The 11674-nt window shown below is 67.6% G+C and carries 12 protein-coding genes; 7 read left to right on the top strand and 5 right to left on the bottom strand.

From position 1 onward, the window contains the following. Window positions 1–78 precede the first annotated feature (78 nt). Entirely contained in the window at window positions 79–1707 is a 1629-nt protein-coding gene (locus tag ACCC97_RS25520; RefSeq protein ID WP_413335737.1) for a phospholipase D family protein, read from the bottom strand. 93 nt (window positions 1708–1800) lie between these two features. Beyond that, the gene (locus tag ACCC97_RS25515) at window positions 1801–1971 is read right to left on the bottom strand and encodes a hypothetical protein (RefSeq protein WP_413335735.1); all 171 of its coding nucleotides are present in this window, start codon (window positions 1969–1971) and stop codon (window positions 1801–1803) included. 222 nt (window positions 1972–2193) lie between these two features. Between ACCC97_RS25515 and alkB the strand changes: the two genes are divergently transcribed. Continuing rightward, window positions 2194–2877 carry a DNA oxidative demethylase AlkB gene (gene alkB, locus ACCC97_RS25510; RefSeq protein WP_413335733.1) on the top strand — a complete coding sequence of 228 codons (684 nt, stop codon included), beginning with the start codon at window positions 2194–2196 and terminating at the stop codon, window positions 2875–2877. A 134-nt stretch (window positions 2878–3011) separates the two neighbouring features. Beyond that, complete coding sequence (locus ACCC97_RS25505; RefSeq protein WP_157632191.1) at window positions 3012–3218, top strand: hypothetical protein; 207 nt, start codon at window positions 3012–3014, stop codon at window positions 3216–3218. 30 nt (window positions 3219–3248) lie between these two features. On the opposite strand, the gene ACCC97_RS25500 is transcribed toward ACCC97_RS25505, so the two are convergent. After that, complete coding sequence (locus tag ACCC97_RS25500; RefSeq protein ID WP_007833071.1) at window positions 3249–3515, bottom strand: hypothetical protein; 267 nt, start codon at window positions 3513–3515, stop codon at window positions 3249–3251. A gap of 207 nt (window positions 3516–3722) precedes the next feature. Between ACCC97_RS25500 and ACCC97_RS25495 the strand changes: the two genes are divergently transcribed. From ACCC97_RS25495 to ACCC97_RS25480, 4 genes are all read left to right on the top strand, one after another. Beyond that, entirely contained in the window at window positions 3723–5396 is a 1674-nt protein-coding gene (locus ACCC97_RS25495; RefSeq protein WP_413335731.1) for a hypothetical protein, read from the top strand. 105 nt (window positions 5397–5501) lie between these two features. Then, window positions 5502–6458: a S1C family serine protease gene (locus ACCC97_RS25490; RefSeq protein ID WP_007833069.1), complete on the top strand. Its 957-nt coding sequence runs from the start codon at window positions 5502–5504 to the stop codon at window positions 6456–6458. A 65-nt stretch (window positions 6459–6523) separates the two neighbouring features. Beyond that, complete coding sequence (gene kdsA / locus ACCC97_RS25485) at window positions 6524–7369, top strand: 3-deoxy-8-phosphooctulonate synthase (protein WP_007833068.1); 846 nt, start codon at window positions 6524–6526, stop codon at window positions 7367–7369. 10 nt (window positions 7370–7379) lie between these two features. Further along, on the top strand, window positions 7380–8213 hold the full coding sequence (locus ACCC97_RS25480) for an alpha/beta hydrolase (RefSeq protein ID WP_413335729.1): 834 nt from the start codon (window positions 7380–7382) through the stop codon (window positions 8211–8213). Between the two features lie 20 nt (window positions 8214–8233). Here the strand turns inward: ACCC97_RS25480 and ACCC97_RS25475 are convergent, their stop codons facing one another. After that, window positions 8234–8887 carry an alpha/beta fold hydrolase gene (locus tag ACCC97_RS25475; RefSeq protein WP_413335727.1) on the bottom strand — a complete coding sequence of 218 codons (654 nt, stop codon included), beginning with the start codon at window positions 8885–8887 and terminating at the stop codon, window positions 8234–8236. A 272-nt stretch (window positions 8888–9159) separates the two neighbouring features. On the opposite strand from ACCC97_RS25475, the gene fusA reads away from it, so the two are divergent. Continuing rightward, entirely contained in the window at window positions 9160–11220 is a 2061-nt protein-coding gene (fusA, locus tag ACCC97_RS25470; RefSeq protein ID WP_413312749.1) for an elongation factor G, read from the top strand. On the opposite strand, the gene ACCC97_RS25465 is transcribed toward fusA, so the two are convergent. Further along, complete coding sequence (locus ACCC97_RS25465) at window positions 11217–11654, bottom strand: CBS domain-containing protein (protein ID WP_007833062.1); 438 nt, start codon at window positions 11652–11654, stop codon at window positions 11217–11219. The genes fusA and ACCC97_RS25465 overlap by 4 nt on opposite strands. Window positions 11655–11674: the final 20 nt, after the last annotated feature.

Raw genomic sequence — 11674 nt, 5'->3', positions numbered from 1 at the left:
CCCGCACAGCGGCATCGGCGGTATCGCGCCTATGTCCAGACTCAACTCGTCAAGAAACAACCTCTTGACGCTTCACAGCTAGAGCAGGCTCTCGGGCACCAGCGGCGCCAGCAACTCCAGCTTCCAGCGCGACCAGTAATCCGTTTCGGGCTCCTGGTGCAGGATGGTGTCGGCCGCGTCCCCCGTGGCCGGGCTCACCCACTCGATGGCGCCCGTCGGTCCCAGCTGCAGCTGATAGGCGCCGTCCAGCCGGATGAAGCCGATCAGGCTGGTGAGCTGCTGGGCGATCTGCGGGCTGAAGATGAAGATGCCGACCTCGGTGTTGTGCAGCATCGAACGCGGATCGAAGTTCATCGAGCCGATGAACACGATCTTGCGGTCGATCACCGCCGACTTGCCGTGCAGCCGGCCGCTGGCCGAGCCGTACATGCCGAAGCGCCTGGTCTGCTCCACCCGCTTGGGGCTCAGTTCGTACAGCTCCACGCCCAGGCGCAGCATCTCCGCGCGGTAGCGGCGGTAGCCGATGTGCACCAGCGACTCGTCGGTGGCCGCCAGCGAGTTGGTGACGATGCTGTAGCCCACGCCGTTGCCGCGCACGAGGCGGATCGTCTCCATGCCGCCGCGCCCCGGAATAAGGTAGGGCGTGGTCTGCATGATCTCGTTCTCGGCACCGCGCAGGTAGCGGCGCACGTTGTAGAGCACGCTGTCCTTCGATTCGTCGGCGGGCAGGCCGCGCGCTTCGTCCGTCGGCGCAAGCGCCTTGGCCGGCGCGTCGGCGTAGGCCTCGGCGCGCGCCCAGACCAGCTTGAGCGCGCCCGCGTCCAGGTCCTTGGCCAGCGGGTTGTTGCCCAGCAGGTCGGTGGAGGCAAGCTCCTCGGGGTGCAGCTGCTCGGGGCCGGTGGTCAGTTTGTCGAAGCGCTCGCGCAGCTGTTGCGGCGTTTCGCCCGTGGCGGGCACCAGCGATTCGATGGGGTAGACGTACGGGCTGCTCCAGTACATGTCGAACAGCGACGACAGCCTGGGCACCACAGCGCCGGCCACCAGCGTGTCGATGTCGATGAAGTTCGAGCCCCCGTCGCGCAGGAAGTACTCGTTGGCCATGTTGCGCCCGCCCATGACGCCGATGACGTTGTCCACCACATAGAGCTTGTTGTGCATGCGGCGGTGCACACGGTCGAAGTCCAGTATCGACCAGGCCCAGCGCGTGCCGAAGCGGCCCCGCCCCGCGGGGAACGGGTTGAAGAACCGCACCTCGACGTTCGGATGCGCGGCGAAGCTGGCGAAGAGCGGGTCGGCGCCAGCCGTGTAGAGATCGTCCACCAGCAGCCGCACGCGCACGCCGCGGTCGGCCGCATCGCGCAGGGCACGCAGCAGGTAGCGGCCGGTCTCGTCGTTCTGCACGAGGTAGTACTGCACGTCGATGGAGCGCTGCGCGCGGCGTGCGAGCTCGATGCGCGCGTGCAGCGAAAACTGTGGCATGGGCAGCAGCCTGAACCCGCTGAGTGGCTCGCCGGGCGGGGCAGCCGCCTGCACGAGGCGGCCCAGGGTGGTGTCCGCGCCATCGCTGATTGCCACGGAGGGTTTGCGCTGCACGTCGGCAGGCAGTCCGGCGCAGCCGGCCATGCACAGCGCAACGATGCCGAGCAGCAGCCACGCCAGCCACCGGGCGCACGGTTCGTCGGCAGCCCGACAGGGGAAATTCGGCATGAAAAACAGAGGTGGGTTGGAGCGTGGATCGAAAAGCTCGCGGTTTCTACCACGCGCCTGCCGAACGTGCTGCACCGCCGATCGCGTCCGGGTTCAGTGCCCGCGCGTCGGCTCCCATTGCCTGACGAAGTGATCCGCCCGCAGCGTGGCCCGCTCTACCGCCGCATCCCACGACAGCTGCCGGGTGATCACCAGGGCACAGCGCGGAATGCCGCCCAGGCTCAGCTCGCAGATGCCAGCATAAGTGCCGCTGGGTGTGCGCATGAGCTCGATCCAACCCGTCCAGCCTTCTGGAACGCTGAGAGCGACTCGAGCGCTGGCCATGATGAATACACCCTACCCTTTTTGTAACGCAGCGCCAAGAATTGAAACCCTAAGCACTACAAATATCCGACAGGGCGGAGACTAAAGGCAGCGCTCTCGAACAGCATCCCTCGAATATGGGGGCCGGCACATGCCTCAGCTTTTCAGCAAAGATCGAGGTGCATGAACACAAAGACCAATTCCGGCGTGGGAAGGCCATCCACCCTCGCGCTGTTCGACGACCCGCTGCGCGAGGGGCGCGAACGGCTCGGGCCCGGAGCCTTCGTGCTGCCTGGCTTCGCCCTGCCCTTCGTCGATGCGCTCCTGCCGGCCATCGAAGGGCTGGCCGAACGCGCGCCGTTCCGCCACCTCGTCACGCCGGGCGGCTTCACCATGTCCGTGGCGCTGACCAACTGCGGCGCCCTGGGCTGGACCAGCGACCGGCGCGGCTACCGCTACAGCGCCACCGATCCCGACACCGGCAAGCCGTGGCCCGCCATGCCCGAGCCATTCACGCGGCTGGCGCGAGAGGCGGCCTCGGCAGCCGGCTTCGACGGCTTCGCACCCGACGCATGCCTTGTCAACCGCTACGCGCCCGGCGCGCGGCTGTCACTGCACCAGGACAGGGACGAGCGCGACTACGGCGCCCCCATCGTCTCGGTGTCGCTCGGCATGCCGGCCGTGTTCCTGTTCGGTGGACTGGCGCGTGGCGACAAGGCGGTGCGCATTCCTCTCATACATGGCGACGTGGTGGTCTGGGGCGGCGAAGACCGGCTGCGCTATCACGGCGTGCTGCCACTGAAGGACGAACCGCATCCGCTGCTGGGCGCGATCCGCATCAACCTCACATTCCGCAAGGCGGGGTGACATGCATGCAGGCGACCGGCAAGACAAGGAAGACATCGAAGAGGTCTTTCCTGAGGGGGCAGCCTGCAAGTTGCGCAACGACCGTCGCCAACGGCCTACAGACAACTCCCCCTCGCCGCGCCATGTTGCAAGCCATGACACATCCCATTGAACTCACCATCGTGGAGCCGCTGCCGGGCGCCTTTGTCTGGCAGTTGCTCGAAACCGACGACGCAGGCGCGCACCCGCGCGTGCTGCGCAGGGCTTACGACGCCGCGGAAAGTTATGAGCTGGCGCTCTCGGCCGGCCAGCGGGCGCTGCAAAGCGAGATCCGGCACCGCGCGCCTGCCGGCCACGGTTGAGTGGAACGCTACGCCTTACAGCCTTGGGGCTCAGGCGTGCAATGCGAAGTCGTCGACCGTGAGCGTGATGGCGCCGCGCTGTCCCGCCTGGTAGCGGGCGATCGCCACGGGCTCGATGACATGGAAGTACCGCCTGCACGTTTCCAGCAGGCCCTCTCCCATTTCGCGTGCACCGAATTCGTCGTGCAGGGTTTCCTCTGAAATCTGCGCGACGACGCGCGGCCCGTCAGGGCCTTCGGGGTAGAAGGCAAATCGCACGCTCGCCGTGTCGAAGCAATAGATGCCTTCGAAGTTCATCTCTGGTGTCTCCTTGTGAAGCGGCGGCGATTGGACGCGTGTGCCGCGGCGGTAGGGAGCGGAAATCAGCGCATCTCCGTGCAGGACATTTCCTACAGGCAATAGGGAGCGCGCTTGCATCCGGAAACGGTTCCGGCCTCCGTTGCAAGGCGTCGATGCAGCGAAGATCGGGCCTCCAATTTCCTCGCTCACGGAGCACCTGATTCGATGATGACCGCCACGATCACGCGCCCTGCACCTCGATGCGCCGCTGCATGCGCCCTCGCCGCCTCGCTCCTGCTGGGCGCGTGCACCGGAACCAGCGAGGCCCAGCGCCAGGCCACCGCCAGCACGCCGCCGCCCACCGATTGCACCGCCTGGGTCGGTGCCGACCGCAACGCCATGATGGGCGGCTATCTGCTGCCGCAAGGCCAGAAAAACAGCACAGGCACCAAGGTCTGCGTACCGGTGCTGACGACAGCCAACCGCGCGCCAGCCGGCTACGCGGGCGGCGACTATCACATCGGCGAATTCACCGACGACAAGCTCAAGGCCCGCTGGCGCGCCTGCAAGGAAGACCCGGCCTGCTTCAAGCGCATTGACGCGCAGATGCAGCGCTGGCTGCCGCCCAACAAGGAGCGCGCCACGCGCTCGACCGGCGTGGTCGACCCTTCCGGCAAGATCGATCCGGACGGCCAGGTCGACCTGAAGCAGATCCGCCGGCCCGCCTTCTTCGCCAAGGCGCCGTACCGCGAGGGCATCGCGGAGGCCGACGCCCGCACCTACATCGTCGAATTCACCGCGCCGCGCGACACCTTCGAGCGCATCGACCTCAAGATGACCGGCGACATCAAGCTGCGCGGCTGGTACATCGAAGGCGCCGGCGTCGATGACGGCAAGGGCAGGAAGGTGCGCGCGCTGGCCATCATGGCGCCGGGCGGCGGCGGGCAGCTCACGGCCGTCCAGCATCCGGACGAAGCTGCGTACCGCATCGACGAGAAGACCGGCAGGACCGTGCCCATCAGTTTTCCCAACGCGACCACCGAGACCATGGGCCAGCGCTGGTGGCGCGAGAACCTGTACGCGCTCAACCAGGCCGGCTTCGACGTGCTGGCCTACGACCGGCGCGGCGAGGGACTGTCGGGCGGCTTCAGCGACACCAACACGCTGGAGCAAGGCGAGGACGTGTTCCGTGCGCTCGCCGCCCTGGACACCGGGCACGGCCTGCGCATCCTCACGCCGAAGGGCGAGGTGCTCGAAGGCAACGCCACCCGGGGCCGACTGCTGGCGGGCATGGCGTCGAGCGAAATTCCGCTGGTGCTCGGCGGCTATTCGCGCGGCTCGATGTCCACTGCGTGGGCCATGACCCGCAACTACGTGGCGCAGTGCAGCTTCGACATGCCCGAGCCCAACTGCACGCCGCCCAAGGGCCTGCGGAACATCCGCGGCGCGATATTGCTGTCGTCGTTCGCCAGCGGCGCGGGCTACGTGGGCGATTCGCCCGACCTGGCCGATCGCAACCTGTTCCTGGGCGGCATGGCGGCCGAGCACCACATCGCGTTCTATCCGAACTCGTCCACGCTCGCGGGCATGGACCGCTGGCCGGCGGCCTTCTTCGGCAAGGGCCTGTGGGACCGCGCGGAAACGCTCGAAGGCACGGTGGCCGCCTACAACCGCATCCGCGGCGTGAAGGAGATCGTGCTGGCGCGCGGGCCGCATTCGATCGAGACCTGGCCCGCCTCCGACCAGGCCTACCTGCGCGAGCGCATGGTGGTGTTCGCGAAGGCGGTGATCGTCGGCGGGCGTACCATCCCGGGCGCTCGGCCCTGGAAGGACTTCAAGTCCCTGGTCGCAACCACGCCTGACTCGTGGGAGCCGTCGTCGCGGCCCAAGGCGCCTTGAGCGGCCACCGCACGCGCGTGCCGGGGGCGCCCGTCACGGCCGGGTTGAAAACCTCCGGCACGCCGCCACCTCCTCTGGGATCCAGGCGACTGAAAGAGGTGCTCCATGGGCGCGCGCGACGAATTCATTCTTGACTCCTACTCGGCCACCGTCACGCGGGTGGCGCACACCGCCAGCGCGGCGGTCGCGCACATCAAGGTCCGCAAGGCGGCTCAGCGCGGCAACGCAGCCTCCCACGGCAGCGGCTCGGGCTTCCTGTTCACGCCCGACGGCTTTTCGCTCACCAACGCCCACGTGGTCGAGGGCGCAACCGAGTTGCGCGCCGCGTTCGCCGACGGCACCGAAAGCATCGCGCGCCTGGTGGGGCTGGACGCCTCGACCGACATCGCGGTGCTGCGCATCGAGTCGCACCCGGGGGCTTTCCTGCCGCTGGGCAGCTCGGCCACCCTGCAGCCCGGCCAGCTGGCCGTGGCGGTCGGCAACCCGCTCGGCTTCGATTTCACCGTGACCGCGGGCATCGTGAGTGCGCTGGGGCGCAGCCTTCCGGCACGCGGCGGCCGGATGATCGAGGACGTGATCCAGACCGACGTGGCCCTCAACCCCGGCAACTCGGGCGGCCCGCTGCTCGACAGCGCGGCGCAGGTGATCGGCGTGAATACGGCGGTGATCCCGTCGGCGCAAGGCCTGAGCTTCGCGGTGGCCATCGACACCGCGCGCTGGGTGGCCGGCGAGCTGATGCGCCATGGCGCAGTGCGCCGCGGCAAGCTGGGCGTGCAGTGTGCGGCGGTGGCGCTGCCCAGGCGCTGGGTGCGCGAGAACGAATGGCCCGTGGCCACCGGCGTGCGTGTGGTCGAGGTGGTGGCCGGCTCGGCCGCGGCGCGCGACGGGCTGCGCAGCGGCGACATCCTCATCGGATGCGACGGGATACCGCTTGCCCAGCTGTCCGACCTGCTCAAGCGGCTGGCGGGCGAAGGGTACGGGCGGCCGCTGCTGCTCAAGCTGCTGCGGCCGGTGGCCGGGACGCTGACGCCGTTCTACATCACGGTATCGCCGGCAGGCTGAGATGAAGACCGGCCGGCGCAACGACAATAGGCGCCTGCAGCGAAGCACCCGTCCAGGAGAAAACCTTGTCCACCGTCACCATCACCCCTCAAGTCAACGCCGGCAACGACGCCCCCTTCGTCCTCTTCGGCGGTGTCAACGTTCTCGAATCGAAGGACCTGGCACTGCGCTCCGCCGAGGAGTACGTGCGTGTCACGCAGAAGCTGGGCATTCCCTACGTCTTCAAGGGCAGCTTCGACAAGGCCAACCGCTCCTCCATCCACTCCTACCGCGGTCCCGGCCTGGATGAAGGCCTGAAGATCCTGCAGGCCGTGAAAGACAGCTTCGGTGTTCCCGTGCTGACCGACGTGCACGAGATCGCGCAGGCAGCGCCTGTCGCCGAAGTGGTCGACGTGCTGCAGCTGCCCGCCTTCCTCGCGCGCCAGACCGACCTCGTGGTGGCGCTGGCCAGGACCGGCCGCGTCATCAACATCAAGAAGCCGCAGTTCCTGAGCCCATCGCAGATGCTCAACATCGTCGAGAAATTCAAGGAGGCCGGCAACGACAAGCTCATCCTGTGCGACCGCGGCACCTGCTTCGGCTACGACAACCTCGTGGTCGACATGCTGGGCTTCGGCGTCATGAAGAAGGTCACGCAGAACCTGCCCGTCATCTTCGACGTGACCCATGCGCTGCAGCAGCGCGAAGCCGGCGCCGCCGCATCGGGCGGCCGCCGCGAACAGGTGGCCGACCTGGCGCGCGCCGGCATGGCGGTAGGCCTGGCCGGTCTTTTCCTCGAAGCCCACCCGGACCCGGCGCAAGCCAAGTGCGACGGCCCGAGCGCGCTGCCGCTGGACAAGCTCGAACCGTTCCTGGCGCAGATCAAGGCGCTGGACGATCTGGTCAAGTCGTTCGCACCCCTGAATATCTGAAGAACCCATCTTGTCATCCAAAGTCTCCCGCATTGCCCTGTCGGCTTCGGCCGCCGCCGTCGGCGGCATCGCGGCGTACTGGACCCTCCTCGCGACGCGCCAGGGGCACATCCTGTTCAACGCCCGCAAGCTCCCCGTCGTCCACCTGTCGGACGACTTCTCCACCTACTCCCACACCGTGCCGGGCGGGATGGTCCGCGGGTATGTCTACCACCCCCAGGGTGAAGACACGCTGCAGGACCTGTTCGTCTATTTCGCCGGCCGCGGCGAGGACGTGCGCGCCACCGCGCAGATGCTGCACTGGCTGCCCAAGGGCTTCGGCTTCGCCGCGATCAACTACCGCGGCGTGGCCGACTCGCAGGGCCATCCTTCCGAGATCGCCTCGGTGGAGGACGCGGCCCAGTTCGCCAACCACCTGCGCCGGGCCTTTCCGCAGGCGCGCCTGCACGTCGTCGGCCGCAGCCTGGGAACTGGCGTTGCCATCCAGCTCGTGGCGCTGCAGGACTTCGAGAGCCTGCAGTTGGTGACGCCCTACGACTCGATGCTGGAGATTGCGAAGAAACGGTTCCCGCTCGTGCCGCTGTCGCTGTTGCTGCGGCACCAGTTCAACTCGCTGGAGCATTCCAAGGAAGTCGCCGCGAAAACCCAGGTGCTGCTGGCAGAGCACGATGACGTTGTCGTGCCCGAGCGCTCGCAAAAGCTCATCGCCGCATGGCCCACGCCGATCAGCGTGCAGACGATTCCGGGGTCGAACCATCACAGCATCATGGGGCTCGAAGCGACCTGGCTTCATCTCATCGACTTTGCGTTGACGGCGATTCTTCCGGAGCCGAAGGCGGCTTAGGGCCCGCAGGCCCGGCTTTCCTATACGTACTTCAAGAGAATCCTCGCGAGAGCTTCGGGGGCCAGCCGCGGAACATCGTGTGCGCATTCGAGGCGATGCGTGGCCCATTCAGGGTCCAGCCGCAGGCGTTCGTACAGCTCGACGAATGGGCTTCCTTCCCAGCCGCACGCGGCGATGAAGGCTTTGCTGCGGACGTTGCGCCAGTTGCCGGTCAACTTGATCGCCTGCAGGAAGGTAGCGATCGGATGGGGACGGCATCGACTGTCGAGATGGGCCGGCGGCGCGCAATTCAATCCATCCGCAGCCGCGCCCGCTATGAAACGCTCCCGGTAGCTCGGTGTGGCAAGCGCCCAGACCGATGCACCGTTGTCCGGCACATAGGCATCGGCGTAAACGATGGCCTTGATGCGCGACGGCTCCTTGTCCGCCGCGCCGGTGATGACCATTCCCCCATACGAATGACCGACGAGAACGGCACTCGCATCGCGCCCGCGAACCGCTTGGACCACCTCGTCGATATGACTGTCGAGATTGGCGCCACCCACGGGCTCGTCTCCCAGTCCCGAGAGAGTGAGCGCCTGGACTTCATGGCCTGCGCCTGACAGCGCATTGCCGACAGCCTCGAATGCCCAGGCCCCGTGCCAACCACCTGGCACCAAAATGAATCTTGCCATCCAGTTTGTCCTCTCGGATACGGCTGCAGAGCAGGCGCCGGGCCATCGGCCGCAGCAATTTCGCCGTGCGCACATTGTTGCTTGGGGATCGTGTTCGCGCCAAGCTCGGCGCTGACCGGGATGCGAGGGCTCCTGTCCCCGCGACATGCCAGCAAGCAGCACCGGCTTGCGTTGACACGTTCAATCCCGTACGCTGGCTTGGCGTCCACGCGCAGCACCCGAGCCCTTGCGGGCCGCCGGACCGGCCTTGCGGACGTGAAGGAGTCCACGCCATGCCAAGCCGATCGAACGGCCCCACGGCCGAAATGGAAGCAGTGCGAACGCTGGCGCTCGTCGGTGCCGCCGCAGCCGGCAAGAGCTCCCTTGCCGAGGCCTTGCTGCACAAGGCTGGCGCCATCGCAGCGTGCGGCAGCATCGAGCGCGGCAGCACCGTCAGCGACTACGACCCGCTGGAGCGCCGCATGCTGCACTCGCTCAACGCATCGGTGATGCACCTCACGCATGCCGGCACGCGCGTCCACTTCATCGACACGCCCGGCGGCCCCGACTTCCTTGGGCAGAGCCTGCCGGCGCTGGAGGCGGTCGAGACGGCGGCGGTGGTCATCAATGCCGCCACCGGCATCGAGCCGATGACGGTGCGCATGATGGAGTACGCGGCCTCGCGCCACCTCGCCCGCATGATCATCGTCAACAAGATCGACTCGCAGGGCGTCTCGCTGGCGCGCCTGCTGGCCGACATCCAGGCCACCTTCGGCCGCGAATGCCTGCCGCTGAACCTGCCCGACGGGGTCGGCAAGCAGGTGGTGGACTGCTTCTTCAACCGCTTCGGGCAGTCCGACTTCGGCCCCGTCGAAGCAGCGCACCGCGCGCTGGTGGAGCAGGTGGTCGAGGTCGATGCGGCCTTCGTCGAGCGCTACCTGGAAGAGGGCGACATGGATCCGGCCGAGCTGCATGCGCCGCTCGAACAGGCGCTGCGCGAGGGCCACCTGATTCCGGTCTGCTTCGTCTCGGCGCGCAGCGGCGCGGGCGTGGCCGAGCTGCTCGACGTGATCGTCAGGCTGCTTCCCGACCCCGCCGAAGCCAACCCGCCGGACTTCCTGGTCGGTGAAGGCGCGGATGCCAAGCCGATGCAGGCCAGGCCCGATCCGTCGCTGCATGTGCTGGCGCATGTGTTCAAGGTCATGGGCGACCCTTATGTCGGCAAGCTCGGCATCTTCCGCGTGCACCAGGGCACGGTCGCGAGCGACAGCCAGCTTTACATCGGCGACGGCCGCAAGCCCTTCAAGGTGGGCCATCTGTTCATGCTGCAGGGCAAGGACCACGTGGAGGTGTCGCGCGCCGTGCCGGGCGACATCGTGGCGGTGGCGAAGATCGAGGAGATCCACTTCGACGCCGTGCTGCACGACGCGAGCGAAGACGACCACGTCCATCTCGCGCCGCTGGAGTTTCCTGTGCCGGTGCACGGACTCGCCGTGGAACCCGCACGCCATGGCGACGAGCAGCGCACCTGGGAGATCCTCGGCAAGCTCGCGGCCGAAGACCCCTGCCTGCGCATCGAGCACGTGGCCGCCACCAACGAAACGATCCTCTACGGCCTCGGGGAGCTTCACCTGCGCACGGTGCTCGAGCGCCTGCGCGAGGTGTACCGCTTCGAGGTCCGGACGCGGCCGCCGCGCATCGCCTATCGCGAGACGGTGGCCGCACCGGCCATGGGCCATCACCGCCACAAGAAGCAGACCGGCGGCTCCGGCCAGTTCGGCGAAGTCTTTTTGCGCATCGAGCCGCTGGCGCGCGGCGCCGGCTTCCAGTTCGATGACGAGGTCAGGGGCGGCGCGATACCGAGCCAGTTCATCCCCGCGGTCGAGAAAGGCGTGCGCGAGGTACTGCTGGGCGGTGTGATCGCCGGCTACCCGGTGGTCGACGTGCGGGTGGTGGTGTACGACGGCAAGCACCACAGCGTCGACAGCAAGGACATCGCCTTCGCGACTGCGGGCCGCAAGGCCTTCATGGCGGCAGTCCGCGAGGCCAGGCCGGTCGTGCTGGAGCCGATCGTCCAGATCGAGATCGTCGTATCCGAGCATTCCGTGGGCGACGTCACGAGCGACCTGTCGTCGCGGCGCGGCCTGGTCACGGGCACGTCGGCCATGGGAATCGGCAGCGTGGTCGTTCGCGGGCAGGTGCCGATGGCGGAGCTGGCCAGCTACCAGTCGCGGCTGAATGCGATGACCAGCGGCCAGGGCCGCTACACCATCGCGCTGTCGCACTACGAAGCCGTGCCGCCGGCAACGCAACAGGCGCTGATGGGCCAGTTCCAGGTGCGCGACGAGGCTTAGCCCAAAGCGTCGTTCACCTGCTCGCGGAACTCGCTCAGGCTGACTGCGGCGCCGATTTCCCGCGGCAGCGCATCGCGCACCGAGAACACGCCGAGCACCTTCGCTCCCGCCACCAGCGGCAGGTGGCGAAAGCCGCGCTCGAGCATGAGCACCACGGCATCGGACACCAGCGTTTCAGGCGGCACGCAGATCGGGTTGGGCGTCATGACTTCGCGCACCGCGGTGTGATCGGGATCGAGTCCCCGGGCCAGCACCCGGGTCATGAGGTCGCGCTCGGTGAGGATGCCCAGCAGGGTGTCCGGCAGCTCCATGACGAGCACGCTGCCGCAACTGGCCCGCGTCATCACGCAGGCAGCGTCGCGCACGCTGGCCTGCGGGCCCAGGCTGACCACATGTGCGCGCGAGATGGATTGGAAAACGGTGCGCTCGGCCATGGTGCGCCCTCCGGAAGTAG

This window comes from Variovorax sp. Varisp85 (assembly GCF_047304045.1).
Taxonomy (GTDB): domain Bacteria; phylum Pseudomonadota; class Gammaproteobacteria; order Burkholderiales; family Burkholderiaceae_C; genus Variovorax.
Note: the sequence above shows the minus strand (reverse complement) of the source record. Positions and strands in the feature narration are given on the sequence as shown.

Coding starts and splice junctions, on each gene's coding strand:
- ACCC97_RS25520 (WP_413335737.1), bottom strand. CDS start 1,707: ATGCCGAATTTCCCCTGTCGGGCTGCCGACGAACCGTGCGCCCGGTGG.
- ACCC97_RS25490 (WP_007833069.1), top strand. CDS start 5,502: ATGGGCGCGCGCGACGAATTCATTCTTGACTCCTACTCGGCCACCGTC.
- ACCC97_RS25495 (WP_413335731.1), top strand. CDS start 3,723: ATGATGACCGCCACGATCACGCGCCCTGCACCTCGATGCGCCGCTGCA.
- fusA (WP_413312749.1), top strand. CDS start 9,160: ATGCCAAGCCGATCGAACGGCCCCACGGCCGAAATGGAAGCAGTGCGA.
- ACCC97_RS25505 (WP_157632191.1), top strand. CDS start 3,012: ATGACACATCCCATTGAACTCACCATCGTGGAGCCGCTGCCGGGCGCC.
- alkB (WP_413335733.1), top strand. CDS start 2,194: ATGAACACAAAGACCAATTCCGGCGTGGGAAGGCCATCCACCCTCGCG.
- ACCC97_RS25500 (WP_007833071.1), bottom strand. CDS start 3,515: ATGAACTTCGAAGGCATCTATTGCTTCGACACGGCGAGCGTGCGATTT.
- ACCC97_RS25475 (WP_413335727.1), bottom strand. CDS start 8,887: ATGGCAAGATTCATTTTGGTGCCAGGTGGTTGGCACGGGGCCTGGGCA.
- ACCC97_RS25465 (WP_007833062.1), bottom strand. CDS start 11,654: ATGGCCGAGCGCACCGTTTTCCAATCCATCTCGCGCGCACATGTGGTC.
- ACCC97_RS25515 (WP_413335735.1), bottom strand. CDS start 1,971: ATGCGCACACCCAGCGGCACTTATGCTGGCATCTGCGAGCTGAGCCTG.